General features: G+C 70.2%; 24 protein-coding genes. 8 read left to right on the forward strand and 16 right to left on the reverse strand.

The window, feature by feature from the left end; all coding sequences use genetic code 11:
• Positions 1-40: 40 nt before the first annotated feature.
• From ACZ6Z4_RS17380 to ACZ6Z4_RS17400, 5 genes are read left to right on the forward strand one after another with little or no spacing between them, the layout of a single operon-like run.
• Positions 41-397, forward strand: coding sequence for a hypothetical protein (locus tag ACZ6Z4_RS17380; RefSeq protein ID WP_465564541.1), 357 nt, complete (start codon positions 41-43; stop codon positions 395-397).
• A complete protein-coding gene (locus tag ACZ6Z4_RS17385) occupies positions 394-1,407 on the forward strand; it encodes a M48 family metallopeptidase (protein ID WP_465564544.1) in 1,014 nt (337 codons plus the stop codon). The genes ACZ6Z4_RS17380 and ACZ6Z4_RS17385 overlap by 4 nt, the downstream gene beginning before the upstream one ends.
• A gap of 25 nt (positions 1,408-1,432) precedes the next feature.
• Complete coding sequence (locus tag ACZ6Z4_RS17390; RefSeq protein WP_465564547.1) at positions 1,433-1,918, forward strand: GNAT family N-acetyltransferase; 486 nt, start codon at positions 1,433-1,435, stop codon at positions 1,916-1,918.
• A 40-nt stretch (positions 1,919-1,958) separates the two neighbouring features.
• Positions 1,959-3,110 (forward strand): SGNH/GDSL hydrolase family protein, encoded by a 1,152-nt coding sequence (locus ACZ6Z4_RS17395; RefSeq protein ID WP_465564550.1) that lies wholly within the window; start codon positions 1,959-1,961, stop codon positions 3,108-3,110.
• A gap of 41 nt (positions 3,111-3,151) precedes the next feature.
• On the forward strand, positions 3,152-3,463 hold the full coding sequence (locus ACZ6Z4_RS17400) for a hypothetical protein (protein ID WP_465564556.1): 312 nt from the start codon (positions 3,152-3,154) through the stop codon (positions 3,461-3,463).
• 68 nt (positions 3,464-3,531) lie between these two features.
• Here the strand turns inward: ACZ6Z4_RS17400 and ACZ6Z4_RS17405 are convergent, their stop codons facing one another.
• The 9 genes from ACZ6Z4_RS17405 to hemL form a co-directional block, all read right to left on the reverse strand.
• Positions 3,532-5,091 (reverse strand): MFS transporter, encoded by a 1,560-nt coding sequence (locus ACZ6Z4_RS17405; protein WP_465564561.1) that lies wholly within the window; start codon positions 5,089-5,091, stop codon positions 3,532-3,534.
• A 60-nt stretch (positions 5,092-5,151) separates the two neighbouring features.
• A complete protein-coding gene (locus tag ACZ6Z4_RS17410; RefSeq protein WP_465564566.1) occupies positions 5,152-5,763 on the reverse strand; it encodes a TetR/AcrR family transcriptional regulator in 612 nt (203 codons plus the stop codon).
• Positions 5,764-5,982: 219 nt separating this feature from the next.
• Entirely contained in the window at positions 5,983-6,234 is a 252-nt protein-coding gene (locus ACZ6Z4_RS17415) for a DUF4229 domain-containing protein (RefSeq protein ID WP_465564569.1), read from the reverse strand.
• 12 nt (positions 6,235-6,246) lie between these two features.
• Entirely contained in the window at positions 6,247-7,212 is a 966-nt protein-coding gene (ccsB, locus tag ACZ6Z4_RS17420) for a c-type cytochrome biogenesis protein CcsB (RefSeq protein ID WP_465564574.1), read from the reverse strand.
• Positions 7,209-8,801 carry a cytochrome c biogenesis protein ResB gene (gene resB / locus ACZ6Z4_RS17425; protein ID WP_465564577.1) on the reverse strand — a complete coding sequence of 531 codons (1,593 nt, stop codon included), beginning with the start codon at positions 8,799-8,801 and terminating at the stop codon, positions 7,209-7,211. The genes ccsB and resB overlap by 4 nt, the downstream gene beginning before the upstream one ends.
• Before the next feature lies 1 nt (position 8,802).
• Entirely contained in the window at positions 8,803-9,546 is a 744-nt protein-coding gene (locus ACZ6Z4_RS17430) for a cytochrome c biogenesis CcdA family protein (RefSeq protein WP_465564580.1), read from the reverse strand.
• A 2-nt stretch (positions 9,547-9,548) separates the two neighbouring features.
• Positions 9,549-10,112, reverse strand: coding sequence for a TlpA family protein disulfide reductase (locus tag ACZ6Z4_RS17435; RefSeq protein WP_465564583.1), 564 nt, complete (start codon positions 10,110-10,112; stop codon positions 9,549-9,551).
• Positions 10,112-10,762: a histidine phosphatase family protein gene (locus ACZ6Z4_RS17440; RefSeq protein ID WP_465564587.1), complete on the reverse strand. Its 651-nt coding sequence runs from the start codon at positions 10,760-10,762 to the stop codon at positions 10,112-10,114. The genes ACZ6Z4_RS17435 and ACZ6Z4_RS17440 overlap by 1 nt, the downstream gene beginning before the upstream one ends.
• A gap of 11 nt (positions 10,763-10,773) precedes the next feature.
• Positions 10,774-12,105 carry a glutamate-1-semialdehyde 2,1-aminomutase gene (gene hemL / locus ACZ6Z4_RS17445; protein WP_465564590.1) on the reverse strand — a complete coding sequence of 444 codons (1,332 nt, stop codon included), beginning with the start codon at positions 12,103-12,105 and terminating at the stop codon, positions 10,774-10,776.
• 233 nt (positions 12,106-12,338) lie between these two features.
• Here hemL and ACZ6Z4_RS17450 point away from each other — a divergent pair, with 233 nt between their 5' ends.
• Positions 12,339-13,706, forward strand: coding sequence for a lytic transglycosylase domain-containing protein (locus ACZ6Z4_RS17450; RefSeq protein WP_465564594.1), 1,368 nt, complete (start codon positions 12,339-12,341; stop codon positions 13,704-13,706).
• Positions 13,707-13,815: 109 nt separating this feature from the next.
• On the opposite strand, the gene ACZ6Z4_RS17455 is transcribed toward ACZ6Z4_RS17450, so the two are convergent.
• Positions 13,816-17,487: a S8 family serine peptidase gene (locus ACZ6Z4_RS17455; RefSeq protein WP_465564598.1), complete on the reverse strand. Its 3,672-nt coding sequence runs from the start codon at positions 17,485-17,487 to the stop codon at positions 13,816-13,818.
• A gap of 251 nt (positions 17,488-17,738) precedes the next feature.
• Positions 17,739-18,701 carry a TIGR03560 family F420-dependent LLM class oxidoreductase gene (locus tag ACZ6Z4_RS17460; protein WP_465564601.1) on the reverse strand — a complete coding sequence of 321 codons (963 nt, stop codon included), beginning with the start codon at positions 18,699-18,701 and terminating at the stop codon, positions 17,739-17,741.
• 123 nt (positions 18,702-18,824) lie between these two features.
• Here ACZ6Z4_RS17460 and ACZ6Z4_RS17465 point away from each other — a divergent pair, with 123 nt between their 5' ends.
• Entirely contained in the window at positions 18,825-19,517 is a 693-nt protein-coding gene (locus ACZ6Z4_RS17465) for a hypothetical protein (protein WP_465564606.1), read from the forward strand.
• Here ACZ6Z4_RS17465 and ACZ6Z4_RS17470 read toward each other — a convergent pair.
• The 5 genes from ACZ6Z4_RS17470 to ACZ6Z4_RS17490 all read right to left on the reverse strand — a co-directional run bounded on the left by ACZ6Z4_RS17470 (position 19,514) and on the right by ACZ6Z4_RS17490 (position 23,498).
• Entirely contained in the window at positions 19,514-19,921 is a 408-nt protein-coding gene (locus ACZ6Z4_RS17470; RefSeq protein WP_465564609.1) for a hypothetical protein, read from the reverse strand. The genes ACZ6Z4_RS17465 and ACZ6Z4_RS17470 overlap by 4 nt on opposite strands.
• Positions 19,918-20,733 (reverse strand): DNA/RNA non-specific endonuclease, encoded by an 816-nt coding sequence (locus tag ACZ6Z4_RS17475; RefSeq protein WP_465564612.1) that lies wholly within the window; start codon positions 20,731-20,733, stop codon positions 19,918-19,920. Before ACZ6Z4_RS17475 ends, ACZ6Z4_RS17470 begins: the two co-directional genes overlap by 4 nt.
• Before the next feature lie 7 nt (positions 20,734-20,740).
• Positions 20,741-21,001, reverse strand: coding sequence for a hypothetical protein (locus ACZ6Z4_RS17480; protein ID WP_465564615.1), 261 nt, complete (start codon positions 20,999-21,001; stop codon positions 20,741-20,743).
• A 101-nt stretch (positions 21,002-21,102) separates the two neighbouring features.
• Positions 21,103-22,044, reverse strand: coding sequence for an NAD-dependent epimerase/dehydratase family protein (locus tag ACZ6Z4_RS17485; protein ID WP_465564618.1), 942 nt, complete (start codon positions 22,042-22,044; stop codon positions 21,103-21,105).
• Positions 22,041-23,498 carry a helix-turn-helix domain-containing protein gene (locus tag ACZ6Z4_RS17490; RefSeq protein WP_465564622.1) on the reverse strand — a complete coding sequence of 486 codons (1,458 nt, stop codon included), beginning with the start codon at positions 23,496-23,498 and terminating at the stop codon, positions 22,041-22,043. Before ACZ6Z4_RS17490 ends, ACZ6Z4_RS17485 begins: the two co-directional genes overlap by 4 nt.
• A gap of 223 nt (positions 23,499-23,721) precedes the next feature.
• Here ACZ6Z4_RS17490 and ACZ6Z4_RS17495 point away from each other — a divergent pair, with 223 nt between their 5' ends.
• Positions 23,722-26,859: a glycoside hydrolase family 3 N-terminal domain-containing protein gene (locus ACZ6Z4_RS17495; protein ID WP_465564626.1), complete on the forward strand. Its 3,138-nt coding sequence runs from the start codon at positions 23,722-23,724 to the stop codon at positions 26,857-26,859.
• Positions 26,860-26,883: the final 24 nt, after the last annotated feature.

Consider the following 26,883-nt stretch of genomic DNA (forward strand, 5'->3'; position numbering starts at 1 on the left):
CTCTCTGCAACCACCTCCGGCGGCGGGCAGGCTGAGACGCATGATCCCCCTGGGTTTCGAGTTGCACCTGTCGCCGGTCGAGCAGGCCGTGCTGCTGCTCGTGCTGGGCGCGTTGGCCGTTGCCGCGGCGCTGCCCGCCAGCGCCGTACTGGCTGCTGTAGGAGCGGGCAGGGCCCGAGCCGCCGGGCGCAGCGGTGTCGGCAACGGCCTCTGGTACTGGCTGTGGGGTACGGCGCTCAGCTGGGCGACCATGATCGGTTGCCACAACCTGCAACTCGGCTGGTGGTCGGTGCCTTTCGGCTGGCTCCCGGCCCTGGTGGCCGCCTGGCTGCTTCGGTCCGGACCCTCCGGGCGGCTACTTTGGGGGGACGTACGCCGACCCGTGGGGGAACGATGACGAACGACGAACGGCCGACCCGGCAGCGGGTGACGCTCACCGACATCAGCTCGCGGGCCTGGGAGCACCCGGCCGACCGGGGCGCGCTGGTCGCGCTGCGGCAGCTCAAGGGCTTCGACTTCGTACTCCGGAAGATGTCCGGGCTGATCAACGAGCGGGCCTTCCGGCTGCAGTTCCTCGGCTCGGCGATCAAGGTCGACGAGCGCCAGTTCCCGGCCGTGCACCGGCTCTACACCGAGGCCGGCGCGACGCTCGACGTCCGGCAGCTGCCCGAGCTGTTCGTCACCAACAGCCCGATCTGGAACGCCGTCACGATCGGCATGGACCGGCCGTTCATCGTCGTGAACAGCGCGCTGGTCCAGGGCCTGGACGAGGAGGAGCTGCGGTTCATCCTCGGCCACGAGCTCGGCCACGCGCAGAGCGGGCACGCGCTCTACCAGTCGTTGCTGCTCTGGCTGATGCGGCTGACCGGCGCGATCAACTGGATGCCGATCGGCGCGCTCGGGATCCGGGCCATCATCGCCGCCCTGCACGAGTGGTCCCGCAAGGCCGAGCTGTCCGGCGACCGGGCCGGTCTGCTCGCCGTCCAGGACCCCGCGGTCGCGCTGCGGGTCCAGATGAAGCTCGCCTCCGGTGGTCAGCTCGACCAGCTCGACACCACCGCGTTCCTCGCCCAGGGCACCGAGTACGAGAGCTCCGGCGACCTGCGCGACTCGGTCCTGAAGCTGCTGCTGCTCGAGGCGCAGACGCACCCGCTGGCCGTCATCCGCGCGCACGAGCTGCGCCGCTGGGTCGACGAGGGCGAGTACACCACGATCGTCTCCGGCGACTACCCCAAGCGCCAGGACGACGGCGACGCCTCGATGAGCCAGGAGGCCAAGAACGCGGCCAAGTCGTACTCCGACGCCTTCGCCCGCTCCCAGGACCCGCTGGCCAAGTTCCTCCGCGACCTCGGCGACGGCCTCGGCGGCGTCCGCGACTGGGTCAGCTCGAAATTCCCTCCGCGCTGACGGCGCCGTAGGCCATGCTTGACCGGTGATCGATCTGCACGTCCTGACACCGGACGACTGGAAGACCTGGCGCGAACTGCGGCTGGCGGCTCTTGCGGAGGCGCCGGCCGCGTTCGGTTCCCGGTACGCCGACTGGGTGGACGCCGAGGAGGAGCGCTGGCGGGCCCGGCTCTCGATCCCGGGCTCGTACAACCTGGTCGCCACGCTCGCCGGTGCTCCCGCGGGGATGGCGAGCGGGGTGCCGGTCGAGGACGAGCCCGACGTCCGCGAGCTGATCTCCATGTGGATCGCCCCGGTCGCGCGCGGCCGGGGGCTCGGTGACGCGCTGATGACCGCGATCGAGGACTGGGCCCGCTCCGGCGGGGCCGGTGCCGTCGAGCTGTCGGTTGTCCAGGGCAACGAGAACGCCCACGCGCTGTACCTGCGGAACGGGTACGCGCTCACGGACAAGGCAGGCGAACTGAGGCCCGACGGCGTGCCCCGCGAGCTGGTGCTCCGTAAGCAGCTGTAACTGACTTGCCCGAGGCAACGGACGGGGGCAAGCTGCAGGTATGTCCGACTGGATCAGCACTCCCATCACCAGCGACCTGGTGCGCGGCGCCGTCGAGCTGGAGACCACGCCGTACGGCGCCCTCCCGCACCGGCTCAGCGCGCTCGGCCGCAAGCAGAACGTCGACGGCCAGCTCGCAATGGCGGAGGCGCAGCCGTCCGGCGTCCGGCTGACGTTCCGGACCACGGCCACGGCGATCGAGCTCGACGTACTGCCGACGAAGGTCGCGTACGTCGGCGCGCCGCCGCGGCCGGACGGCGTGTACGACCTGATCGTCGACGGCGAGCTGGCCGCGCAGGGCACGGCCGACGGCGGCAACGTCCTGACGATCGACCTGGGCACCGGCACCTCGGAGGTCACCCCCGGACCCGTCGGCTCGGTGAAGTTCTCAGAGCTCGAAGTGAACAACAAGAACGTCGAGCTCTGGCTCCCCCACACCGAAAGCACCCAACTAGTTGCCCTCCGCACCAACGCGCCGATCGAACCGGCGACGGACCGCGGCCGCCGGGTCTGGCTGCACCACGGCAGCTCGATCAGCCACGGCTCGAACGCCGACAGCCCGACCCGCACCTGGCCCGCGGTCGCCGCACGCCTCGCCGACGCCGAGCTGATCAACCTCGGCTACGGCGGCGGCGCACTGCTCGACCCGTTCACCGCCCGCACGCTGCGCGACACCCCCGCCGACCTGATCAGCATCAAGCTCGGCATCAACCTGGTGAACGCCGACCTGCTCCGCCTGCGCGCGCTCGGCCCGGCGGTCCACAACTTCCTCGACATCGTCCGCGAGGGCCACCCGGCGACCCCGCTGCTGGTGATCTCGGCCCTGCACTGCGCGATCCACGAGAACACCCCCGGCCCGCTGGCACCGGACTTCGCCGACGGCAAGGTCGCCTTCAAGGCCACCGGCGACCCCGAGGAGGTCGCCGCCGGCAAACTCACCCTCACCGTCGTCCGCGCCGAGCTCGACCGCATCGTCACCGCCCGCGCCACCGAGGACTCCAACCTCCACTACCTCAACGGCCTCACCCTGTACGGCGAAGCCGACGAGGCCAAGCACCCGCTGCCGGACCGTCTGCACCCGGACGCCGAAACCCACCGGCTGATCGCCGAGAACTTCGTCCAGCAGGCCTTCACCAAGGGTCCGTTCGCCTGATTCACGGCGTACGGAGCCGAACAGGTGGGCACCGGCCCACCATGCCGGCTCCGACCACCACCCCCGACGGCCACCACGTCGTGATCAACGGCCGCAAGTGGCGAGCCACCGACCCCGAGATCCCGGATGACGTCCGCGACCGGCTTCAGCACGCCCTGATGGCCGCCCGCCGAGCGATCGCGCAGGCCCACCGCGACGACGACCCCGAGGCCGAGCGGCGAGCCCGCTCCCGGGTCCAGACCGCGAAGGTCGCGCTGGGCGAACGCGGTACGCCCTGGTGGGAGCAGACGGCAGCAGAACGCGAGCGCCGCTGGACCGAAGGACTCCGCGCGCTCGCCGACGACGAGAGCTGACCGGCGTCCGGGAACGACGAAGGGCTGCATCCCGCCCCCGGGATGCAGCCCTTCTGTCAGGTGGCGACTCAGCCCATGTGCACGGGCTGGCCGTCGTTCGCCAGGTCCTTGGCCTTGACGGACAGACCCAGCAGCGTGACCAGGGCCGCGCCCAGGATGATGAACGCCGAGACCGTGAACGCCTGGGTGAAGCCGTGCGTCGTGGCGACCGCGGTGAACTGGCCCTCGAGCTGCTTCAGCTGCGCCGGGGACTGCCCGGACTCGGCGGCCTTCTGCAGCCCCGGAGCGAGCTCGGCGAACTTGTCCTTGATCGCGTTCGCCGAGACCGTACCGAGCAGCGCCAGGCCGACCGCGCCACCGATCTGCTGGACCGTGTTCAGCACCGCGGAGCCGACACCGGAGTCCTCGTTGGCCACGCCCGACACGGCGGTCAGGGTGAGCGGCACGAAGATCAGGCCCATCCCGAACGACAGCAGCAGGATGAACGGCAGCACGTGGGTCAGGTACGTCGAGTCGACCTCGAGCCGGGAGAAGCCCCACATGCCGAGGCCCGCGAGAGCCGCGCCTGCACCGGCGATCCACCGGGGGTCGATCCGGGCGATCAGCGTGGAGGCGACCTGCGCCGCGACCACGATGCCGAGGCTGAACGGCAGGAACGCGAAACCGGTCTTCAGCGCGCTGTAGCCGAGGATGTTCTGGATGTAGATCCCGAGGAAGTAGAACATCGAGAACATCGCCGCGCCGACGATCAGCATCACGAAGAAGCTGACCCCGCGGGTCCGGTCGGCCAGGATCCGGAACGGCATCAGGGCGTGCTTGGAGCGCGCCTCGATGACCAGGAAGACGGCCAGCAGCACCAGGCCGCCGATGATGTACAGCAGCGTCGCGCTGTCGCTCCAGCCGGCCGAGCCGGCGTGGGTCAGGCCGTAGACCAGCGAGGTCAGACCGAGCGTTCCGGTGACGGCGCCCGGGATGTCGAACTTGCCGTGCTGGCGGGCCGACTCCCCGAGGTAGCGGATCGCGAGGACGGCGACGATCAGGCCGATCGGGGTGTTGATGAAGAAGGTCCAGCGCCAGGACGCCTCGGTCAGCGCGCCACCGAGGATCAGCCCGACGGCGGCACCGGCACCCGACATCGCGGCGTACACGGCCATCGCGCGGTTGCGCTCCTTGCCGGCCGGGAAGGTGGTGGTGATCAGCGCCAGCGCGTTCGGCGAGGCGGCCGCGGCCGCGACGCCCTGCAGGATCCGGCTGGCCAGCAGGATCGTCTCGTTCTGCGCGATGCCCCCGATGAACGAGGCGACGCCGAACAGCACCACGCCGAACATGAACACCTTGCGGCGCCCGAGGATGTCACCGATCCGGCCACCGAGCAGCAGCAGCCCGCCGAAGGCCAGCGCGTACGCGTTGACCACCCAGGGCAGGGACGCGTTGGTGAAGCCGAGGTCGGTCTGGATGTGCGGGAGCGCGATGTTGACGATGGTGCCGTCGAGCACCACCATCAGCTGCGCCATGCTGATCAGCGCGAGCGCGATCCCGAGGTTGCGGTGACCGTGGGCCGCGGGCTCGGTCACCGTGTCGACCGGTCGCCCTTCGGGCGGATCGGCCTTGACGACGTCTTCGGACATAAGTGGTAGATCCCCTCTTGGTGGTACTGGCTTCTGGGTCGCCGACCGGCCCCACACCGGTCAGCTCGCCTGCGACCCCCGCGCCGCAGGCAGGATCACGTGGTCGATCACGCGCAGGATCAGGTCCTCGGTCGGCTCGACGCCGAGGACGAAGGCATGGTGGATGACGAGCGCCGGCAGGGTCTGGGAGAGCAGCTCGACATCGACGTCGGCGGCGATCTCCCCCCGGGCGACGGCCCGCTCGTAGATCCGGCCGGTGAGGCCGAGCCGTGGCTTCAGGAAGCGTTCCTTGAAGGCGAGCTGCAGGTCGTCGTCGCGGTGCAGCGCGGTCAGCAGACCGGCCATCACCGACATCGGCATCTCGTCGGTGAAACCGCCCTCGTTGCAGGACAGCGCGATCAGGTCGCCGCGCAGGCTGCCGGTGTCGACCTCTTCGGGGATCGGGCAGCCCTTGGCCCGGCTGATCGCGTCGACGACCAGCTCGGCCTTGCTCGTCCAGCGCCGGTACAGGGTCGCCTTGCTGGCCTTGGCCGCGGTGGCCACCGCGTCCATCGTCAGCCGGTCGTACCCGAGCTCCGCGACCAGCTCGACGGTGGCGTCGAGGATCTCGTCCTCACGCCCACCCTCGACCCGCGGACGCTGGCGGGGTCCGGCTTCGGCTACGTCGGTCATCTTCACCCTGTGTGATCGGAAAGCAACAGATAGAACGAAACGGTTTCGTTTCATCCACCACGTTACGACTCATGTGAAGGAATGCACAAGCGATTTTCCGAGAGTTCACCGAGTGGCCTGGGTCACTCTGCGTACCACCCGTCCAGCTGGTACGACGAACAGAAGGCCCCGCCGACCATCAGGTCGGCGGGGCCTCGAAGCACGGCGAGGGCGCGGGACTCAGTCCTCGTCCTCGGCCTTCCGGGCGGCCTCGAGCCGCTCCGTCATCAGCGTCGCGCGGGTGTCGATCCGCGCCGCCAGCCGGTCCCGCCAGGCCCGCAGCACGAAGATCGACAGGATCGACGACACGATCAGCGCGATCAGCAGCAGCGGAAAGATCGACAGCCAGCTGCTCAGCGCGAACCACAGCACCGCGAACGAGGCGGCGAACAGCGCCAGCCGCAGCCCGGTGTAGATCAGGAACTCCTTCATGACCGCACTCTCCTACAGACCCGAGTAGGCGTGGAAGCCCGAGAGGAGCAGGTTGACGCCGATGAAGTTGAACAGGAAGACCACCCAGCCGGCGATCGCGACCCAGGCGGCGCGGCGGCCCCGCCAGCCGGCGGTGGCGCGGGCGTGCAGGTACGCGGCGTACACGACCCAGGTGACCAGCGACCAGACCTCCTTGGGGTCCCAGCCCCAGGCGCGGCCCCAGGCGTAGTACGCCCAGATCGGGCCGGCGACCAGGACGCCGAAGGTCCACAGCGGGAAGGCGAAGGCGTGCACCTTGTAGGCGACGGCGTCCATCTTGGCCGACGTCGGGATCCGGCGCAGCGCGGCCGACATCGGCTTGCCGTCGGTCTCGCGGGTCTCGGCGCGGTTCTTGACCAGGTAGAGGATCGACGCCATCGCACCGACGGTGAATCCACCACCCGCGATCGCCGCGGCCGACACGTGGATAACCAGCCAGTACGAGTGCAGCGCCGGCAGCAGGTCCGCGGCCGGCACGTACAGCGCCAGTACGGCGATGCCCAGCGTGGCCGCGATCACGAAGGTGACCAGCAGCCCCAGCCACTGCAGCCGCTGCCGGGTGAGCATGAACAGGTAGACCGCGGCGACGGCGAGCGACGCCGTGATCGCGAACTCGTACATGTTGCCCCACGGCACCCGCGAGACGGCCAGGCCGCGGGTCAGCACCCCACCGAAGTGCATGACGAACGCCAGCACCGTCAGCAGTACGCCGATCCGGCTGGCCTGTTCCCAGCGCTCCGACCGGTGCTCGTCCACCGGGGAGGCGTCGGAGGGAACCTCGGCGCCGTCGGCGCCGACCAGCACCTTCTGCTCGGCCGGCTTGCGAACGCGCAGGCCGCTCGACCACTCCACGGTGTGCGCCAGCAGGGCCAGCGTGTAGATCACCGTCGCGGTCGGGACCAACAGGTTCGACACCGAGGCGAGGGTCGAGGAGTTCATACCTGCTCCCGCTTCTTGTTCAGAATGGTGGAGATCGCGTCGATCTCGTCGCCGAGACCACGCTCCGGCCCCCGGTCCAGACCGGCGACCTCGACAACGGTACGCCCGTCCTCGCTGCGGACCCGCACCCAGGTACGCCGTGGGTGCACGAACAGCGAGGCCATCAGCCCGAGGATCGCGAGCAGGATCCCGGCCAGCGCCAGGTTCAGCCCGGGGGTGTGGCTGATCTGCAGCTTCACCCACTGGTCGTAGGAGTCGAACGACAGCGAGCCACGGTTGTCCGGCAGGTCGATGCTCTGCCCGGGCGCGAGCTGGAACCGCAGCTTGTCGCCCTTGCCGTCGTCGAACTGGGTCAGCTTGGACTTGTCCAGCTGGTACACCGACTGCGGTTTGCCGGTCTCGTCGGCCGGGCGTCCGTAGTACGCCGTGAGCACCAGCGCCGGGTTCACCGCGTCGGGGAAGACCGAGACCGGGCCGCGCTGGTCGATCACCGCGGTCGGCAGGAAGAAGCCCTCGAAGCCGAGCTGCTCGGGCCGGGCGTCCGGGGCCTTGACCACGCCGAACGACGAGAAGTTCGCGTCCTGCGGCAGGAACGGCGCCGGGCCGGAGAAGGCGATGTCGCCCTTGCCGTCGCGGACCGTCACCTTCGGCGCGTAACCGTGGCCGAGCAGGTGCACCTTCGTGCCGTCGACCGACAGCGGGTGGTTCACCTGCAGGTCGTAGGTCTGCTCGGGCGACTCCGGCGTCACCTGGTAGGTGATGTTGGAGTTGAACGACCGGGCCGCACCGCGCTGCGGGCCCTCGGTCTCGAAGGTCGCCTTGAAGCTGTTCACGGTCAGCGTGAACGGCGGCAGGTCGTCCGGCGTGAACGCCCGGCCCGGCGTGAAGTCGTCGTACTGGGCGACCGCGTTCGAGAAGCCGTTGCCCACGACAACCAGTACGGTGCCGCGGTAGCCGAACAGCGAGCCCCAGGCGATCCCGACCAGGGCCAGGATCAGCGAGAAGTGGAACAGCAGGTTGCCGGCCTCGCGCAGGTAGCCGCGCTCGGCGCCGACCGCGCCGTCGTACGACTCGATCCGGAACCGGCGCTTGCGCAGCTCCTTGGTCGCGGCGGCCAGCACCTCGGCCTCGGGAGCGTCGGTCTCGAACCGCTGGTACCCGGGCAGCCGGTTCAGGTTCCGCGGGGGCTTCGGCGGGCGCGACCGCAGCGCCTTCAGGTAGACCTGCAGGCGCGGGACCACGCAGCCGATCAGCGAGATGAACAGCAGCAGGTAGATCGCCGAGAACCAGACCGACTTGTAGACGTCGAACAGGCCGAACTTGTCGTACCAGTCCGCGAGCCCCGGGTTGGCCTCGTAGAAGTCCGACACCTTGATCGGGTCGACCGGGATCTGCGGGATCAGCGACCCCGGGACCGCGCCGAGCGCGAGCAGGAAGAGCAGGATCAGCGCCGTCTTCATCGAGGTGAGCTGCCGCCACGCCCAGCGCAGCCAGCCGACCAAGCCCATCGCCGGCGGGTCCTGGCGCTCCGGCGGCTTGCCGCCGGACATGGTGGCCTCGGGCTCGACCTGTTCCTTGACGTCGCTCACGTCAGACCGCCGATCCGAAGCTGGCGACCCACTGGCGAAGATCGGCGGTCATCGTGTCCCACACTCCTGTCAGCAGCAGCAGACCCACCGCGATCATCAGTACGCCGCCGATCCGGATCACCAGCAGCTGGTGCTTGCGGACCCAGGCGACCGCGCCGAGCATCCGGCGGAAGGCCAGGGCCGCGACGATGAACGGGATCCCGAGGCCGAGGCTGAAGACCAGCGCGAGCGTCGCGCCGCGGCCGGTGCTGCCCTCGGTGGCGGCCAGGTTCATCACGGTGCCGAGGGTCGGCCCGATGCAGGGCGTCCAGCCGAAGCCGAACAGGACGCCGAGCAGCGGCGCAGCCGCGATCCCGACGGCCGGCACCCGGTGCACCCGGACGTCGCGCTGCAGGAACCCGAACCCACCCAGGAAGATCAGCCCGAGCACGACGGTCGCGCCGCCGAGGATGCGGGTGATCAGCGTCTGGTGGTCGAGCAACGCGTTGCCGATGGCACCGAACAGCACACCGGTCAGGATGAACACCGACGAGAACCCGGCCACGAACAAGCTCGTCCCGGCCAGCATCCGGCCGCGCTGCTTGGAACCCAGCTCGGCCGCCGACAGGCCGGTCACGTACGAGAGGTAGCCCGGCAGCAGCGGCACGACGCACGGCGAGAAGAACGAGATCGCCCCGGCCAGCACCGCGATCGGCAGCGCCACCAGCATCGAGCCCGTCATCGACTGCGCGAACCACTCGCCCATCGTCAGCCGGCGTCCTTCACCATGCCGAGCAGGGTCTGGGTGGTGACCGAGCCGATCACCCGCGCCGCGACCTTGCCGTTCTTGTCGATCACCAGCGTGCTCGGGATCGAGCTCGGCGAGATCTGCCCGCGGAAGCCGAGCAGCTGCTTGCCGCTCGGGTCGTACAGGCTCGGGAAGCCGACACCGAACTCCTGGACGAACTTGCGCGCCGGGGCCTTGTCCAGGTCCCGGGTGTTCAGGCCGATGAACTCGACGTCCGCGCCGAGCTGCTTGTGCGCGGCCACCAGGTCCGGCGCCTCGGCCCGGCAGGGCGGGCACCACGAGCCCCACACGTTCAGGACGACGACCTTGCCCTTGTGGTCGGCCAGCTTCCAGGACTTGTCGTCCAGGGTGTCGCCGCCGAAGTCCGGCGCCGGCTTGCGGTCGGCGGCGGCGAAGCTGGAGACCCGGCCGTTACCGCTGACGAAGCCGGACTGGCCGCTGCGGTTCTCGCTGGTCTCCTGCCCGGAGCTGCAGGCTGCCGTGAGCAGCAGCACTCCCGCCGCCAGCACCGCCGTACGCCGCATCAGGCACCGCCCACGAACTTCTTCGGCGACTTCACCGGCAGCAGGTCCTTGGCCGGCTCGGCGTACCCGACCGAGACGATCTGGTCGCCGTGGAAGGTGAAGCTGGTCAGGCTGGCCAGGCTACACTGCCGCTTGCGCGGGTCGTGCAACATCCGGCGGCCCTCGATCGCGGACCGGACGATCCAGATCGGCAGCTGGTGGGACACGATCAGCGCCTCGTGCCCGGCCGCCTTCTGCCGGGCGGTCTCGATGGCGTCGCGCATCCGGCGGACCAGCTGGCTGTACGGCTCACCCCAGGACGGCTTCCACGGGTTCCGCAGCAGCCACCAGGCGCTCGGCTGGCGCAGCGCGCCGTCGCCGACACCGAACTTCTTGCCCTCGAACTGGTTCGCGGCCTCGATCACCCGCTCGTCGATGTCCGGCGTCAGCCCGAAGGTGGCGGCGATCGGCTCCATCGTCTCCTGGGCCCGCTCCAGCGGCGAGCTGACCAGGTGCACGATGTCCCGGCCGGCCACGTGCTCGGCGACCCGCTCGGCCATCTTCCGGCCGAGCTCGGACAGGTGGTAGTCGGGGATCCGGCCGTAGAGCACGCCGGTCGGGTTGTGCACCTCGCCGTGCCGCATCAGGTGCACGACCGTTGTCTCGGTCACTGCCGGTCCCTTCAGTTCTCTACGGCGGCGGCGGCCCGCGCGGCGACCGACGCTGCCTTCTCGATGGTCGCCAGAGCGTCGTCGTCGATGGCCGCGCTCACGAACCAGGCCTCGAAGGCGCTCGGCGGCAGGTAGACGCCGTTGTCCAGCATGGCATGGAAGAACGCGGCGAACCGGGGTAGTACCTGGGCACTGGCCCCGGCGAAATCGGTGATGTGCCGCGTCACACCGTCCGCAGAGTCCACGAAGAAATAGCTGAAGAGGTTCCCGGCGCCCTGTGTGCGGTGCGGCACACCCTGACGATTCAGCGCCGTGCCGACGATGATCCGGATCGTCTCCGCGGTCTGGTCGAGCTTCGCGTAGACGTCGTCGGTCGCCAGCCGGAGAGTGGTCAGCCCGGCCGTGGTGGCAATCGGGTTCCCGGACAGGGTTCCGGCCTGGTAGACCGATCCTTCGGGGGCCAGGTGGCTCATGACGTCCGCGCGGCCGCCGAACGCCGCGGCCGGAAAGCCGCCGCCCATCACCTTGCCGAAGGTCATCAGGTCGGGCGCGATCGTGTCGACGCCGAGACCGTGGAAACCGGACCTGGTGATCCGGAAGCCGGTCATCACCTCGTCGGAGATGAACAGTGCCCCGTTGGCCTTGCAGGTCCTCGCCAGGAAGTCGTTGAAGCCCCGCCACGGCGGTACGACGCCCATGTTGCCCGGGGCGGCCTCGGTGATCACGGCCGCGATCTGGTCGCCGTACTGCGCGAACGCGGCGGTGACCGCTTCCTGGTCGTTGTACGGCAGCACGATCGTGTCGGCGGTGGTCGCCTCGGTGACACCCGGCGTACCGGGGATGCCGAGGGTGATGACACCGGAGCCGGCCTGGGCCAGCAGCGCGTCGACGTGCCCGTGGTAGCAGCCGGCGAACTTGACGATCTTGTCGCGGCCGGTGAAGCCCCGGGCCAGCCGCAGGGCCGACATCGTCGCCTCGGTGCCCGAGGAAACCAGGCGCACCTTCTCCACCGGCGTCCGGGAGACGATCTCCTCACCCAGCTCGACCTCGGCCTGGGTCGGCGTCCCGTACGACGTCCCGCGGCTGACCGCCGCCTGGACCGCCGCCGTCACCTCAGGGTGGGCGTGGCCCAGCAGCATCGGGCCCCAGGAACACACCAGGTCGACGTACCGGTTGCCGTCGACGTCGGTGATGTGACATCCGTCACCGGAAGCCATGAAGCGCGGAACGCCCCCGACAGCGCGGAAGGCCCGGACGGGCGAGTTCACCCCGCCCGGGGTGACGGTCGAGGCGCGGTCGAACAGAGCGGCGGAGCGAGCGGTGTGGTCTGACACGGCGGCCATTCTCCCCGACCGACCGGCGCGCCGAGTGGGCGGGCAGGGCGTGGGGGGTTCCGCTGAGCGTTGTTACGGGTGAGTATGGGTACCCGGTGACCGCTTGTGCACAGTCCGCGCCCGCTTCGTAACCCACGCACGGGACAGGCGTTAGACCAGGTGAACGCGGTAACGGGGCCGACGAAGAGACGTGTCCGCAGCGTGGGGCTGGGCAGGTCGATGAGTCACGGAGGGGATCATCGATGGCGAAGGGCAAGCGCCGCGCCACTGCGGGCGGGTGGCGTCAGGTGGCGCCGCTGGTTCCGCTGGCGCTGTTCGCGAGCGCGTTCACCGTCAGTGCGACCGACGACCCGGCGGTCGCGACCGCCGCGCTGGACCAGGGCCTCGGCCCGAACGTCCCGGTCGTCGTACCGAAGCAGCCGATCAGCGACCCGGCGAACGTGCCGGTGCCCGGCTCGGTCGGCAACGGCGTGGACAAGACCGAGGAACCGACCCAGGTGGTCTCCGGGCTGTCCCGGAACGGGATCCCGACGGCCGCGCTGAAGGCGTACTCGCGGGCCCAGCAGGTGCTCGCGCAGGCCGACCCGACGTGTCACCTGCCGTGGACGCTGGTCGCGGCGATCGGTCGCGTCGAGTCGAACCACGGCCGCTTCGGCGGGAACGCGCTGACCACCAGCGGGGTCGCCACGCCGGGGATCTACGGCCCCCGGCTCGACGGCGTGAACACGGCCCGGATCAGCGACTCCGACGCCGGCCGCCTGGACGGCGACGGCGCCTTCGACCGCGCGGTCGGGCCGATGCAGTTCATCCCGGCGACCTGGCAGGCGATGGGTGTCGACGGTGACGGCGACGGCGTGAAGAACCCGCAGGACATCGACGACGCGGCGATGTCGACCGCGGTCTACCTGTGCTCCGGCGGTGTCGACCTGACCCGCGCCGGTGACCTGAACGCCGCGGTCCTGCGCTACAACCACTCCCAGGCGTACGTCGACCTCGTGGTCAGCATCGCCAAGGCGTACGCCGGTGGCAGCTGGATCGTGGTCGGCAACGGCACCGAGGACGGCGACCAGGGCGTGCTGCGCGCCGACGGCCGCAACGACGACGACACCATCGACGCCCCGGCCGACGAGAACCTGCCGAAGGCGATCGACCTGCCGGTCTACCCGCCGGCCAAGCCGGGGTCGAAGCCGACGCTGCCCGGTGACGGCGGCCAGACCAAGCCGACCACCAGGCCGACCCAGAAGCCGACCGGCAAGCCCACCCCGGGCAAGCCCGGTACGACGAAGCCGACGCCGGACAAGCCGACCACCCCCAGCAAGCCCGGCACCCCACCGCCGAGCACGCCGAGCGGCGTCGCCACGCTGCAGACCGCGGCCGGTGTGGTCGTCGGGACCGTCGGCAGCACCCTGACCGAGCTGACCAAGGCCGCGCAGTACTGCCAGAGCGAGATGGCCAAGGTCACCATCAAGAACCCGACGCAGGCTCAGCTGCAGAAGTGCGTGACCGCCTTCCAGACCGGTGGCACCGCCGCGGTCGACCAGGTGATCCGCAACCTGCTGTCCCTGCTCGGCCTGCTGGGCGTCCTCGGCGGAGGGTTGCTCGGCAGCTGACCACCCCCTAGACGGCGCGCCGCCCCACCCCTCCCTTGGCGCGCCCCCGGCGACGCCACGGAGCACCTCCCCCCAGCTTCGTGGCGTCGCCCTTTTCCTGGTCAAGCGCTTACTTCACCCACGGCTTCTCGATGGTCTGGGTGATCCGGTTGCCGAGCAGGTCGGTCGAGGTGACGCGGAGCTTCGCGGCCGGGCCGGGCGGCACGGTGGTCGCGCCGAACCACAGCGGGAGCGGCGTCCACTTCGTCCCGTCGAGGCTGACCTCGGCCGTCGTACGGAAGAAGCCGACGCCACGGGCACCTGGCTGGTAGCCGGCCTTCAGTTCCAGCCTGCGGCCGGTCAGCTTGTAGTCGATCTGGACCAGCGGCAGCACCTCGCGCGTTTTGACCTGGCCCGAGCGGAAACGCCACTCGGTCTGGGTCGCCGTCGACGTGGTCGCCCAGGTGTTGGGCGCGCGGCGTACGTCGAGACTCAGCTCGTACCACGCACTCTTCGCCGGTACGGCGAACTGCGCCACCGACCAGTCCTTGCGACCCAGCTCCTTCCCGCCGCTGGTCAGCTTGATCAGCGTCTCGTCGCCGCGGGTGTCACTCCAGCCGTAGATGGTCCGGTCGCCGTTCACGTGCTGCGGGATCGCGATCCGCAGCGCGTTCGCGAACCGCGCCACCGGCAGGCCGTCGGCCTCGCTGCCGCTCGCGTCCGGGATCGCCGGCCGCGTGATCGGCGCCCACACCTCGCGGCTGACCCGCTCGCCCGGCCGGTAGCTGCGCCCGAGCCCGTACTCGATCCCGGACAGGTTCTCGAAGCCCGCGCGGGTCTGCTCGTCCCAGATCGTGCCCGGCTGGTCGGACCCGAGGTAGTCGGTCCTGGTCACCGGTCCGTCGACCAGCCGGGTCGAACCGAGTCCCGCACTGACACCGGGCAGGCGCGCCGAGCGCTGGTCCATGTGCAGGGTGTTGGCGTCGTTGCGGGCGAAGTGCGTCGTCACCACGGCGGGTCGCAGCTTCGCGAAGTCGTAGGTCAGCGGCGCCTTCACCTGCTGCGGGCCGACCGCGAGGTCGTACCGGTACGTGCTGTCGCTGAGCCCGGTCAGCTTCAGCTGCACCGGACGCTGCTTCAGGAGCTGCAGCAGGCGCGCGCCCTCCGGCTGCCGGAGCAGGTAGAACGGCAGGCCGACCCACGCGCTGTCGCTCCAGAACCCGGGCTGCTCGTTGTACATGAAGACCGCCTTCGCGCCGGCCGCCTTCGCCGCCTCGACCTGCTGGAAGGTTTGGCTGTAGTCCACCCAGCGAATCAGCGCGATCTTGCCGCGGACGCCGGCGAGCTCTTCCGGCTTGCCGTCACCGGCGTCGACGACCGCGAGCGTCTCCGTTCCGACGTACGGCGAGATGTCGGAGCCGCTGCGCGGCGTCGGCAGGCGGAAGCCGCCGGCGCCGAGCACGTCGGCGGTCAGCATCGGCTGCGCCAGGTCCCAGCGCTGCACCACGCGGGCCGAGCCGTCGCGGACCTTGCCGAAGTCGCCGACGTACACGTTGCCGCTGACCTCGCGGTCGTAGCCGAACCCGGACACCGCCTCGCGGTCCCCGGCCTTGCGGTGCCAGGCGATCCCGAGACTCTCCAGCTCGGCGCGCTGCGGCGTCTTCACCGTTACCGGGTGCGCCTTGCGCGCGTCGAAGACGAGCGTCCGGTCGCCGTCGATCCTGACCTCGGGCTGGCCGAGCAGCGTGACGCTGTTGACCCAGTCGGCCTGGTCGACCCCCATCACGTAGACCATCACGGCGTACCGCCCGGTCGGTACGCCCAGCGTGCGCTGCCCGTTCTCGTCGAAGATGATGCCGTTGACGTCACCGGTGTCGAGGTTCCACAGCTGCACGCCGCTGTTGGCGACGGTGGTCGGCCGCGCGGGCTTGCCGTCGCGGCCGATCCCCTTGGCGGTCACCTGGTGCAGCCGTCCACCGGCGGCGAAGCCGAGGCCGGTCCGGTACGACGTACCGCCGCCGTGGGCTCCGCCGGTCTCGCGCGCGACCAGCTCTCCGGCGTACTTCGCCGGCCCGGTCCTCGCCAGATCCAACCGGAGCGTCGCCGACGCCGAGCCACCCGCCGGGACGACCAACCTGCTCGGACTCACCGTCAGCGCCGCCCGCACTCCCGCCGGCGACTTCGCCTCCGCGGCCAGCTCCAGCGTCACCGCGCGCTTCGAGTGGTTGCTGTAGGCAACTTTTCGCTCCACCGGTTTCGGCGCCTCACCGGTCCAGGAAACATCCCCGAAGAACACGTTCGCCTGGTCGGCCAGCACCTTCGGGTCCAGCGCCCGCGGGATGTCGATCCGGCCCATCCCCTGCGCCGCCGTCGCCACGCCCTTGCCCGGAACAGCTGTCGTCGTGAGCGCTGCCTTCAGCTGCTGCCCGGTCCACTCCGGGTGCCGCTGCGCGAGAATCGCCGCCGCGCCCGCGACGTGCGGCGTCGCCATCGACGTACCGCTCATCGCCGTGTAGTGCTCGTCGACGATGTGCCCCTGCTCGGTTCCGGCCGCGCGCGCGGCCACGATCTCGACGCCCGGCGCGGTCACCTCGGGCTTCAGCGCGCCGTCGCCCAGCCGCGGCCCGCGGCTGGAGAAGGCCGCGAGCTTGTCGTCGCGGTCCACCGCCCCGACGGTCAGCGCTGTCTCCGCGGCTCCCGGCGTACCGACCGACTCCTCGGTGCCCGTGTTGCCCGCGGCAACGACGAAGAGCGCGCCACTGGACTTCGACAGCCGGTCGACCGCCGCGCTCATCGGGTCGGTCCCGTCCGACGGCAGCCCGCCGAGGCTCATGCTGACCACCTTCGCGCCCTGCTGGACGGCCCACTCCATCCCGGCGATCGCCTCGGAGTCGAGCCCGCCGCCGCTGTTGTCGAGCACCTTGCCGACCAGCAGCTCCGCGCCCGGCGCGACCCCCTTGCGCTTGCCGCCGGACGCCGTACCGAGCCCGGCGACGGTCGACGCGACGTGCGTGCCGTGCCCGTGACCGTCCTGGACACCCTGGTCCGGGACGAAGCTGGCCTCGGCGACGACCTTCTTCTTCAGGTCGGGGTGCCCCGCGTCGTACCCGGTGTCTAGCACCGCGACCTTCACCCCGCGTCCGTCGTACGACGAACGCCAGGCGGCCGGGGCGCCGATCTGCTGCGTGGAGCGGTCGAGCGTCGCGTGCGTGCGGCCGTCGAGCCAGAGCTTGGTGACGCCGCTGCTGAGGGTCCGGGGGCCGGCGACGCCCTGCCAGAACTCCTTGGCCTGCGACTTGTCGACCGACACCGCGGTGGCGCCGACGCTCGCCAGCGTCCTGCGCTGCGTGCTGCCCTCGGGGGCGGCCGGGGCGCTGGCGCCGCTGAGCAGCACCGGCAGTTTCGCCGTACTGGTGTCGTCGTAACCCTGCGCGGCGAGCAGGCTCAGGTTGAACAGCCGCCGGTCGACCGCGCCCGCGGTGAACAGCGGGTACGCCGCCGCGGGGACGACGGTGAGCTCGCCGTCGAAGTCGCCGAAGTAGTAGTTCGCGCCGTTCACCAGCCGGCCGGTGCGGCTGCCGTCGGCGGCGACGGTCAGCTCGGCGACGTCACCGGTGACGAGCGTGATCCGGTACGTCGAGGCGCCGGGCGTCGCGAGACCGGTGGCGCCGGGTGAGGGGGGAGGGGCCCCGGCGCCACCGGTGGCCGGTGGCCCTGCCTGCGCCTGCACCGGTACGGCGAACGCCAGCGTGCCGACGATCACCGAACTGAACATGCTGGTCGCGCGTCGTGACCACCGCATCCTGGGCTCCTCACCGGGGCCCGACGGGCGCGGGGCCACCGTCAGCGAGCCTGACAGTTGCCTTCAGCCACGGTCCATCGGTTGCGCTGACCGGCACCCGCCATGGCCGGTTCCGGTCAGCGTTCGGGCTTCGGCGTTGGCCTGGTGGGCCGTTCGGTTGGGTCGAGGTGGCGAGTTTTTTCGCTCGGAACGCACACCGGCCCGGATCCCCCTGACGGGATCCGGGCCGGTGTGCTGCTCGACGTCGAGGCTCAGGCGAAACGCTTGGCCACCCGCTCGACGCGATCGACCAGGTCCAGGTCGTAGGCGACGCCCGGCACGTAGAAGATCACGTAGTCGGCGCCGGCCTCGAGGGCCGCCTCGACCTTGAGGGCGATCTCGTCCTCGGTCGCGATCGTGTTGTCGTTGCTGAACTTCTCCCAGTCCTGCGGGCCGCGGGCCTTGTCGGTGGCCTTCTTCGGGTCGTCACCGGCGTCGATCGGGAACACGTTCAGCCCGGTCGACTTGACGATCTCGTCGTAGTCGCGGCCGACCTTCTCGCAGTGGCCCTTGAGGATCGCGGCCTTCTCCCGGATCACGTCCGGGTTGCCGCCGCCGATGTTCGCGGCGTCGGCGTACTGGGCGACCAGCTTCAGCGTGACCTGCGGGCCACCGCCGCCGATCCAGAACTTCGGCTTGGTGTTGTTCGCGCCCTTGGGCAGGTTGATCGGGCCGTCGATCGAGTAGTGCTTGCCGTTGTAGACCGGCCGGTCCTCGGTCCACATCTTGTGGATGATCTCGGTGGCCTCCCGGAACGCCGCCATCCGCGGCTTCACGTCGGTCCACTCGTAGCCGTAGGCCTTCCACTCGTGCTCGTACCAGCCCGCGCCGATCCCGGCGTACAGGCGGCCGTGGCTGGCCACGTCGACGGTGGACGCGATCTTCGCGTACAGCGCCGGGTTGCGGTAGCCGTTGCAGCCGACCATCTGGCCGATGTTCACCCGCTGGGTGTCCCGGGCCAGCGCGGCGGTCGCCGACCAGCACTCGAAGGTGGTGTTGTCACTCGGCTCCGGAACGGTGTGGAAGTGGTCGAACAGCCAGATCGAGTCCCACGAACCGGCGTCGGCCCGCTTCGCGACATCCGTCATCGCCTCCCACTGCTCCACCGGGTCGGCGATCGCGGTGAGGTCCATCTTCCAGCCCTGCGGTACGAAAATCCCGAAGCGTGTACTCATACCGCCATCCTTTCCCGCCCGCACTGAACCGGTCCACCACCTGACGGACGGGATTCCTTCTCACACCCAGCACCGTGGTTTCTCAATCGAACTCCGGACGCCGCGGCGACGTCGTACGAGACCGTGAACAAGTTCGACCACCTCTTCGCCACCGCCGCCCCGCTGATCACCGCGGGCCGGCACAGCGTCGACATCCCCCCGACGGAGAACCACCCCCGCTGGCCCGTCAGCGCCGTCCTCCGCCCGGACCCGGCCGACCCGGTCGCGCTGCGCCTCGACGCATTGACTCGGGAGGCCGCCGCAGCCGCCGGCCCAGGCCACTTCCAAACCGGCCAGTCGGGGTCAGCCCACCTCACCGTCCGAGCCCTCGAGCGCCACCACGAGTCCGTCCACCCCGACGAACCCCGCATCCAGCGCTACACCGAAGCCCTCCGCACAGCCGCCGCCGAAACCCCACCACTGACCTTCACCGTCACCGGCCTGACCCTCACCCAAGGCACCGTCATGGCCTGCGCCACCGCCCACGGCCCACACCCCGACCACCTCCAGAAGCTGTACGCCGAAGCACTAGGCCCCGACGCCTGGCTCGAAGGCGACACCCAACGCGACATCTGGTACCTCAACCTCCTCCACTTCGCGGCGCCCATCCCCTCCCCCATCACCTTGATCGACTGGGTCGCCTCCCACCGCGACCACCCCCTCGGCCACTTCACCGTCGACACGACGGAACTGGTCCGTTTCCGCCACACCCCGGGCCCCCGCCCACACATCCGCCCGGAGACTTTGGCCACGGTGCCGCTCGGCCAACCGACCTAGCCCCTGGACGGATGCCACTCCGGCAGCAACGAGGGATCCCGAGGCCATGCCTCCTGATCCGCGATCAACAAGTCCGCATCCGCGTCTCCCTCGAACGGCTCCCCCTCGTAGTCGAACTCCGCCGTCACTTCCCCGTCAGGCGTCAGCGTCAGCCGGGCGTTGTACCAACTCCCCTTGCCCGGCTCGAACATCACTTCCCGCAACTCGTGCGCCGCGTCGAGCCCGTCGTCGTCCAACTCCCCCGACCCGTCCACCGAGCCGCCCGGCTGATGCGCCCGTACGCCGGTCTCGGTCATCCCGCCCGCCGACGTGATCGTCAGCTCCATCCGGGTCCACACCGGCGGCCCAGCCTGAGCCAGCGATCGCGCGACAACGGTCAGCAGTTCCTGGGCCTTGTCGTTCATGGTGTGCTCTCATCCTCCTGCCGAGGGGTGTTCACGATCTTCACCCGCTTGTGCTGGCCGTCGTGACGGTAACTGACCTTGATCGTGTCCGGGCGGACGCTCGCCCCGGGGTAGCTCAGGTCGATCAACACCTCGACGGTGCCGCCGTCCTCGATGATCTTGCGCCACCGGTTCTCCAGCGTCTTGTACTGCCCGAGGTTGACCTTCACGCCCTCCATCGGGACCAGGTTCATCGTCCCGCCAGGCCCCCGGAAGATCCGCGCGAACAGGTGCCCGGCGTGGTCGCCGTCAAGCTTGCCGCGCAGCCGCCGCTGCGCGTTGTTGTCCCGTGGGTGATCCAGGTCGATCAGGTCGAGCGTCGTCCTGGCCTCGACGACCCGCCCCGCCTCGTCCGTGCGGTAGCTGAACTTCTCGTCCACCAGCACCGTCGCGTTGGGTGGCGGTCGATCGAGCTGGGGTTTGTCCTCGTCCTTCTCGGTGCTCAGCTTCAGGACGACCGGCTCGCTCGGCCTAACCTCCGGCTGCTGCTCGCCCGTCGGCCGCGCGGAGTACCGGACCATCTGCTCAGCCCACGCCCCCGCTTTGGCCGGGGTCTGAGCCGCGAAGTGCGCGGCCTCCTCGCAGCGCCGAGCCGCCTCCTCCAGTTGCATCGCCGCCGTGAACGCCGCCGGGCTGCCGCCCGCGAACGCACCGACGAACGCCGCACTCTCCCGGCACTGGTGCGCCAGCCGCTGGAGGTACGCGACGACCTGCGGCACCTGCTGCAGACACTCCACCAACCCGGCAGCGACCCGCTCCAGCTCCGACGGCATCCAGCGGTCAGATCTGGTCGGCGTACCGGCTGCAACCGTGGGCCGCGATCTGCAGGGACTCGATCGCCTGGTCCAGCGAACGACCCGCGGCGTCCAGCAGTTGCGCGATGTCCCGGTCGGCACCGGTCGCGCTGCCGGCGATCAGGGTCTGCACCTGCGCGGTGTGCTGACCGAACTTCTGGCGGAAGCCACCCAGGCTGCCCGCGGCCTGCTTGGCCTCGGTGGTGACCTGGTAGAGCTGGCCCTTCAGGACCTGGATGTCCGACATGGCGCCTCACTTCCGGAACTGGTGACGTGCGTCCAGCACACCCGATCCGGCACCTCCGCGGCAGTCGTTCCCCAGTCGAAGTGCCGGTATTCGCAACCCGACTATTCGCCCGGCGAATATCCGGTCCGCCCGGCCTCCAGCGCGTCGCCGATGATTCGGTCGAGGCCCGAGCGGGAGGCCGACCAGTCGGTGGCCCGCTGGAAAGCCGTCGAGTCCGCCGTCAGCTCCGGCGGTTCCGCGGCACCGGCCTGGTGCCGCACGGGCAGCGGCTTGCCGGTCAGTCGTTCGGTGGCCGCGATCACGTCGACGATCCCGGTACGGCGGCCGCCACCGACGTTGTACGCCCGCCAGCTCCCGGGTTCGCAGACGCCGACCGCAGCGAGGAAGGCGTCGGCCATGTCGAGCACGTGGACGTAGTCGCGGACCGTCGTACCGTCGCCGTTGACCACCAGCTCCGGCGCGCGGCCCTGCGCCACCGCGACCACCTTCGGGATCAGCCGCGACTCGTCTCGGTCCGGATGCCCGGGCAGACCACCGGCAACGTTGAAGGACCGCAGGCTGACGGCCCCGAGCGCGCCCGTCGCAGCCAGGTCAGCCGCCGCTCGATCGGCGGCCAGCTTGCCGGCGCCGTACGGATTGCTGGGTTCGGGCCGGGCATCTTCCCGGATCGGCTGCTGCTCCGGTTCGCCGTACACCGCGCAGGTCGACGCGATGATGAGCTTCGCCGGTGTGGTCGTCTCGGCGAGAGCGGCGAGCAGGGAGAGCGTCCCACCGACGTTCGTCTGCCAGTACCTGACCGGATCGGACCGCGACTCGCGAACCCGTACGGCGGCCGCCAGGTGGCAGACGATCTCGGGGTCGACCCGCGCGACCGTCTTGCGGATCGAGTCCTCGTCGAGCAGGTCGCCCTCGGCGGGCTCGACGCCGTCCGGCAGACCGGAGTCGCGGCGCGTCAGACCGTGGACCTCGTGACCGGCCTCGACGAAGCGACGGGCGACGACGTGCCCCACGAACCCGGTCGCGCCGGTGACGAGGACTCTCATCGGCCCAGGAGGGTGTGGCGGTGGGTCCAGACCTGGCTGACGCAGGCCCGGGCGATCGGCGAGAGTGGCTCTTGTTCGAGGCGGCGCAGGGTGTCGGTCGTGAACGGGATGCCGACGGTCGGCCGGGCCGCGTCGGTGGTGACGGCGACGCCTTCCTCGTTGACCGAGACCATCCCGGCGAAGAGGGTGTCGAAGACCGGAGCCTCGATCACGGAGACGGTCAGGAGCTCGACCCACAGCGTCAGTGGCTCGATGACGAGGGCGAGCCCGGAGGTCCGGAAGTCCCCCGCGGCGCGGGCGCGCTCGAAGGCGGCGAACGGCTCGTCGGTGAGGTAGTCGATCGGGTCGACGGCGTTTCCGTCGTGCTCGGCGTTGCCGAGCAGTTCCTCGGAGAACTCGCGCTGGATGTTGCGCCACAGGGAGAAGTCGTTGGCCTGGTGGGCCGGGGCGAGCGCGGCCGGCTGGAAGACCCCGGCCGGTACGACGTGGTACATGCCACCGGCGGCCGCGACCGACTGCGAGTCCCGCTTGTGCAGGTAGATCCGGTGGCCGTCGATCGGGTCACGACGGATCGTCAGGGTGTTGATGCTCGGCAGTACCGGTCGCGCCGAGAGGTCGAACGGGTCCTCGATCAGCCGCCGGAACGGCAGGTCGGCGAGGCTGGGACGACGGCGGCCCGCATCCAGCCACGCCCCCGCGAACTCGTGGGCCACCGCTTCACCGACGTCGAGCACGTCGAAGTAGCTCGTGTAGTTGAAGTCGAGTCGCCCGGCACCGGCGAGGTCGGCGGCGAGCAGCCGGTAGCTGACCCGGTTGTCGAGCAACTTCGGCCGGGCCAGGTCCCGCAGGACGCGCGAGTACCGGTCGTACGGCGTACCGTCGGCACGCAGTGCGCGAGCGCCCGCCGCGGCGTCGGCTCGGCCGGTGATCGGCGGAGTCGGCGACTCCGGGAGCCAGGTCAGCGCGATGTCGTCGAGCGGGACCGGGCCGTCGGGGATCCAGCCGGGGACGGACAGCACCGTGGTCCCCGGGAGCCGCTGCGACTCGGGATAGAGCTCGGACGCGAGGTCCCCGAGCAGAGCGCGGTTCCGGTTGAGATCGGTTCGTACGGCGCGCCAGCGCTCCTGACTGTCCTGGATCGGTCCCGGTGAGCCGGCGACCGACGCCGACTGCGGCCGCGCGTCGCCGGACCGGTCCGGCAGCACTCCCAGCCGCTCCGGCGGGATCCCGAGCTTGGCGGCGATGAAGCGCAACTCGTCGATGTCGCGCAGCGCCTGGGCGCCCTTCTCGAGCTTCGACAACCGCGACTGAGTCGTGCTCAGCAGGGCCGCCGCCTGCTCCTGCGTGAGGCCCTCGCGCCGTCGGTACCAGCGGATCACTTCACCGACGTCCGAACCGTCGGGTGGTGACTGGGTCCCGTTCGCCGGGTGGAGCCAGGGTTCGGGAGCCGCCATGGGCCCATGATCTCAGCCGGTCGTCATACACGACCAACGCCGTACCGGGGTGTGGTCTTACTCCGTGAGAGCGCTCTAGTTCCGGAACCGGTGGGGTCTTGACCGGGGGGTGGGGAGGGCTGAGCATCGGGCCCGACACGGGTGTGAGGCGCCTGTGCGGAGAGTCAGGGAGTCGCCCATGCCCAGGTGGCCAGGGAAGCGTGTTCGGGGTCGGACTGTGGGGGTGACGGTGCTCGCGGTGGTGGCGGGGCTGTTGCCGTTGGGGGTGGCTTCGCAGGCCGCGGCCGACGACCCGGTGCCGACCGTGCTGGCGGCGTTCGAGGGGGATGAGGCGTTCGCCTCGCCGCCGAACCCGGGGATCTTCGGGTGGGGCAGTGACGCGGACGATCCGCCGACGATGGAGTTCCAGGCGCGGGACGACGCGCCGGTGGGCGAGCAGGTGCTGCACGGGACCTACAACGTCAGCGGGTACGGCGGGTTCAGCCATGACGTGACGTTCGACCAGAGCCCGGGGAACTGGTCGGCGTACAAGGGGATCCGGTTCTGGTGGTACGGGCAGAACACCGCGCCGCTGCCGCCGGGATCCGGTAAGCGGATCTTCTTCGAGATCAAGGACGGTGGCGCGAACGCCGAGGCGTCGGAGCTGTGGAACACCAGCTTCACCGACGACTGGCAGGGCTGGCACCTGGTCGAGATCCCGTTCAGCGAGCTGAACTACCGCGGCGACTACCAGCCGGTCGGCGGGATCGACCAGATCCTCAACCTGACCCAGATGTGGGGTTACGCGTTCACGATGCCGGTCGGTACGCCGGGTGAGTTCGCGATCGACCAGGTGGAGATCTACGGCAAGGCCGACCCGGCGCTCAAGGCGAGCGTGGTCACCGACGCCGGCGTCTACCCGGTCAAGGAGGGCGGCACCGCCGCGGTGAAGGTGTCGGTCGCCACGACCGGCAGCACGCCGCTGGAGGAGCCGGTCACCGTCGACTTCCGCAGCGGCGCCGGTACGGCGGGGGCCGACGACTACAACCCGGTCTCCGGTGCGTTCACCTTCCCGGCCGGTACGCCGTCCGGTACGTCGCACGTCGTGCAGGTGACGACTCGCAAGGACAAGACGGCCGAGGCCGCCGAGACGATCCCGGTCGAGCTGACCGTGACCGGCGCGAAGCCGCCGGCCACCCAGCCGGTCGTCGTGATCAACGCGCACGACCTGCCGTACCTGAACGCGAAGCTGCCGATCAAGAGCCGGGTCAGCGACCTGCTCAAGCGGATGACGCTGGCCGAGAAGGTCGGCCAGATGACTCAGGCCGAGCGGAACGCGGTCCGGACCAAGTCCGACATCGCGACGTACGCGCTCGGTTCGCTGCTGTCCGGCGGCGGCTCAGTGCCGACCCCGAACACCCCGGCCTCCTGGGCCGCGATGATCGACAGCTTCCAGCTGAACGCGCAGGCCACCCGCCTGCAGATCCCGCTGATCTACGGCGTCGACGCGGTGCACGGGCACAACAACGTGATCGGCGCGACGATCCTGCCGCACAACATCGGCATCGGCGCGACCCGCGACCCGGACCTGTCCCGGCGGACCGGTGAGGTCGCGGCGACCGAGGTCCGCGCGACCGGCATCCCGTGGGACTTCGCGCCGTGCGTCTGCGTGGTCCGCGACGACCGCTGGGGCCGCTCGTACGAGGGCTTCGGCGAGGACCCGGCGCTGGTCAAGGCGATGGCGACCGTGATCACCGGTATGCAGGGCAAGGCCGACGGCAGCCAGCTGAAGCAGAACACCCACGTGCTCGCGAGCGCGAAGCACTACGTCGGCGACGGCGGGACGAAGTACGGCTCGTCCACGACCGGCTCGTACAAGATCGACCAGGGCGTCACCGAGGTGACGAAGCAGGAGCTCGAGGCGATCCACCTCGACCCGTTCAAGACGTCGGTCGACCTCGGCGTCGGGACCGTGATGCCGTCGTACTCCAGCGTCGACATCATCGGCGACGACAAGCCCGCGGTGAAGATGCACGGCAACGCCGAGCTGATCAACGGCGTGCTGAAGGACCGGATGGGTTTCGAGGGCTTCGTGATCTCGGACTGGCAGGCGATCGACCAGCTGCCGGGCGACTACAACAGCGACATCCGGACCTCGATCAACGCCGGGCTGGACATGATCATGGTGCCGACCCGGTACCAGGAGTTCACCCAGGGCCTGACCACCGAGGTGACCGAGGGCCGCGTCGCGCAGTCCCGGATCGACGACGCGGTACGCCGGATCCTGGAGCAGAAGTTCAAGCTCGGCCTGTTCGAGAAGCCGTACGCCGACACCAGCAAGCTCACCGAGGTCGGCGGCGCGAAGCACCGGGCGGTCGGTCGTGAGGCCGCGGCCAAGTCGCAGGTGCTGCTGAAGAACGACGGCAACGTGCTGCCGCTGAAGTCGACGGCGAAGGTCTATGTTGCCGGCAGCAACGCCAACGACCTGGGCAACCAGATGGGCGGCTGGAGCATCAGCTGGCAGGGCGGTTCCGGCGCGACCACGACCGGTACGACGATCCTGGACGGCATCAAGCAGAACGTGCCTGAAGCAACCTTCAGTCAGGACGCTTCGGCCCCGCTGGAGGGTCACGACGTCGGGGTCGTGGTGGTCGGCGAACGTCCGTACGCCGAGGGAATCGGTGACGTCGGCAACGGTCACGACCTGCTGCTCAGCGACGCCGACAAGGCGTCGGTGGACAAGGTCTGCGCCGCGATGAAGTGTGTCGTGCTCGTGGTCTCCGGCCGGCCGCAGGTGGTCGCGGACCAGCTCGGCGACATCGACGCACTGGTCGCGTCCTGGCTGCCGGGCACCGAGGGCGCGGGTGTCGCCGACGTGCTGTTCGGCAAGAAGGCGTTCAGCGGGCGGCTTCCGGTCACCTGGCCGAAGTCCGAGGCGCAGCAGCCGATCAACGTCGGCGACGCGGCGTACGACCCGCAGTACCCGTACGGGTGGGGTCTGACCACGCAGGCGGCGGCGCGGCAGAAGTTGCTCGACGCAAAGGTCGCACTCCTGCGGAAGGGGCTGCTGGACCCGAACGTGCTGGTCGCGGCGATCTCGATCGACGTCGCGCTGCACGTGAAGGACTGGTCGGGGCCGCAGGCAACGACTGCGCTCGCGGCGCTGACCGCTGCGGGCAAGGCGCTGCAGCGGAGCCGGGTGGACGGGTTCGCCGAGGACGACGCGGTGGTCGCGGCGGCGCGGTGGATCGCGCAGGACCAGATCGGGCAGAACCTGGATGCTTCGGTGTCCAAGCTGACGGCGGACGCCGAGCACCTGGCGCTGACCGGTGATCTCGGCGGTGCGATCGCGAAGCTCGCGGCGGCGTACAAGCTGAAGTAAGGAGTGGGTCCCGGCCTCAGGCCG

This window comes from Kribbella sp. NPDC104740 (assembly GCF_055583505.1).

Bases quoted from the DNA above. Each gene is read 5' to 3' on its own strand.
- ACZ6Z4_RS17475 (WP_465564612.1), bottom strand. From the start codon at position 20,733: ATGCCGTCGGAGCTGGAGCGGGTCGCTGCCGGGTTGGTGGAGTGTCTG.
- ACZ6Z4_RS17415 (WP_465564569.1), bottom strand. From the start codon at position 6,234: ATGAAGGAGTTCCTGATCTACACCGGGCTGCGGCTGGCGCTGTTCGCC.
- ccsB (WP_465564574.1), bottom strand. From the start codon at position 7,212: ATGAACTCCTCGACCCTCGCCTCGGTGTCGAACCTGTTGGTCCCGACC.
- ACZ6Z4_RS17435 (WP_465564583.1), bottom strand. From the start codon at position 10,112: ATGCGGCGTACGGCGGTGCTGGCGGCGGGAGTGCTGCTGCTCACGGCA.
- ACZ6Z4_RS17395 (WP_465564550.1), top strand. From the start codon at position 1,959: ATGTCCGACTGGATCAGCACTCCCATCACCAGCGACCTGGTGCGCGGC.
- ACZ6Z4_RS17400 (WP_465564556.1), top strand. From the start codon at position 3,152: ATGCCGGCTCCGACCACCACCCCCGACGGCCACCACGTCGTGATCAAC.
- ACZ6Z4_RS17455 (WP_465564598.1), bottom strand. From the start codon at position 17,487: ATGCGGTGGTCACGACGCGCGACCAGCATGTTCAGTTCGGTGATCGTC.
- ACZ6Z4_RS17410 (WP_465564566.1), bottom strand. From the start codon at position 5,763: ATGACCGACGTAGCCGAAGCCGGACCCCGCCAGCGTCCGCGGGTCGAG.
- hemL (WP_465564590.1), bottom strand. From the start codon at position 12,105: ATGGCCGCCGTGTCAGACCACACCGCTCGCTCCGCCGCTCTGTTCGAC.
- ACZ6Z4_RS17485 (WP_465564618.1), bottom strand. From the start codon at position 22,044: ATGAGAGTCCTCGTCACCGGCGCGACCGGGTTCGTGGGGCACGTCGTC.
- ACZ6Z4_RS17430 (WP_465564580.1), bottom strand. From the start codon at position 9,546: ATGGGCGAGTGGTTCGCGCAGTCGATGACGGGCTCGATGCTGGTGGCG.
- ACZ6Z4_RS17490 (WP_465564622.1), bottom strand. From the start codon at position 23,498: ATGGCGGCTCCCGAACCCTGGCTCCACCCGGCGAACGGGACCCAGTCA.
- ACZ6Z4_RS17385 (WP_465564544.1), top strand. From the start codon at position 394: ATGACGAACGACGAACGGCCGACCCGGCAGCGGGTGACGCTCACCGAC.
- ACZ6Z4_RS17470 (WP_465564609.1), bottom strand. From the start codon at position 19,921: ATGAACGACAAGGCCCAGGAACTGCTGACCGTTGTCGCGCGATCGCTG.
- ACZ6Z4_RS17405 (WP_465564561.1), bottom strand. From the start codon at position 5,091: ATGTCCGAAGACGTCGTCAAGGCCGATCCGCCCGAAGGGCGACCGGTC.
- ACZ6Z4_RS17380 (WP_465564541.1), top strand. From the start codon at position 41: ATGATCCCCCTGGGTTTCGAGTTGCACCTGTCGCCGGTCGAGCAGGCC.
- ACZ6Z4_RS17460 (WP_465564601.1), bottom strand. From the start codon at position 18,701: ATGAGTACACGCTTCGGGATTTTCGTACCGCAGGGCTGGAAGATGGAC.
- ACZ6Z4_RS17450 (WP_465564594.1), top strand. From the start codon at position 12,339: ATGGCGAAGGGCAAGCGCCGCGCCACTGCGGGCGGGTGGCGTCAGGTG.
- ACZ6Z4_RS17480 (WP_465564615.1), bottom strand. From the start codon at position 21,001: ATGTCGGACATCCAGGTCCTGAAGGGCCAGCTCTACCAGGTCACCACC.